Genomic DNA, 1,203 nt, shown 5'->3' with positions numbered 1-1,203 from the left:
GTAGGCGCCCAGCAGCCGCAGGTTGGCCGCGTAGGCCTCGGGCGCGAAGCGGGGCATCGTGCGGCGGATGTCGCCCGGCGCCAGCGTGGACACATCGCGCAGCGCGCCGCCCAGAAAGCCCCGCGCCAGCGGGCTGAACGCCACGAACGCCGTGCCCAGCTCGCGGCAGGCCTGCAGCACGGCGATCTCGGGGTTGCGCGTGCACAGCGAATATTCGGTCTGCAGCGCGGTGATGGGGTATTCGGCATGCGCGCGGCGCAGCGTGGCGGCCGACACCTCCGACAGGCCCACGCCGCGGATCTTGCCCTCGCGCACCAGATCGCCCAGCGTGCCCACGCTGTCTTCGATGGGCACGCGCCGGTCCCAGCGGTGCAGGTAGTACAGGTCGATCACGTCCGTGCGCAGCCGGCGCAGGCTGGCCTCGCAGGTCGCGCGCAAGGTGGCGGGGCGGCCATCGATCACGCGCACCAGCTTACCGTCGCCGTTGGCGTCCACGCCCTGCATGCCGCACTTGCTCGCCAGCGTGATGCGCTGGCGGTGCGGCGCGAGGATCTCGCCCACCAGCGTCTCGTTGGCCCCGAAGCCATAGAGCGCCGCGGTGTCGAACAGCGTCACGCCCTCGTCGAGCGCGGTGAGCAGCACCCGCTCGGCCTGCTCGCGCGAGGCCGGTACGCCGTAGGCATGGCTGAGGTTCATGCAGCCCAGGCCGATGGGGTGGACCTGGAAGGGGCCGAGGGAGCGGGGGGTGGTGGGCATCGAATGGCGCTGGTGTGCGAAGCGGAAGGTGGCGTGACGGTAGCGGCCGGGCAGGCACCAGTCAATACACGATGCGCGCCACCGCACGCAGCGCCTCGGGCGTGGCGCCGCCCCAGCCGAAGAACTCCAGGTACGCGGGAATCATCTCGAACAGCATGTCGGTGCCCTGCTGCACCGGGCAGCCCCGGGCCATCGCGGCCTGCAACAGCGGGGTGTGGGCCTGCGCCATCACCACCTCGCCCACGAAGGTGCCGGGGGCGATGCGGTCCACGTCGAAGGGCAGGGGGTCGTCCTCGCGCATGCCCAGGGGCGTGGCGTTCACGACCAGGTCGAAGCCGGCGGGGTCGTTGCGGCCCACCGCCGTGCGCAGGGCGGGGGTAGTCTGCCGCAGCCGGTCGGCCAGCGCCTGCGCGCGGTGGCCGTCCACGTCGAACAGGGCCAGCTCGG

General features: G+C 72.6%; 2 protein-coding genes. Both read right to left on the bottom strand.

The genetic code is table 11. The features are described 5' to 3' along the window. Nucleotides 1-756: aldo/keto reductase (locus tag AC27IQ_RS25005; protein ID WP_487091221.1), on the bottom strand; the 756-nt coding region annotated here is incomplete at its 3' end. Nucleotides 757-817: 61 nt separating this feature from the next. Next, on the bottom strand, nt 818-1,203 hold a 386-nt coding region (locus AC27IQ_RS25000), incomplete at its 5' end, for a shikimate dehydrogenase family protein (protein ID WP_487091220.1).

The organism is Acidovorax sp. KPB24-07 (genome assembly GCF_057543315.1).
The sequence above is the reverse complement of the archived record's forward strand: the minus strand, read 5'-3'. Positions and strand labels throughout refer to the sequence as shown.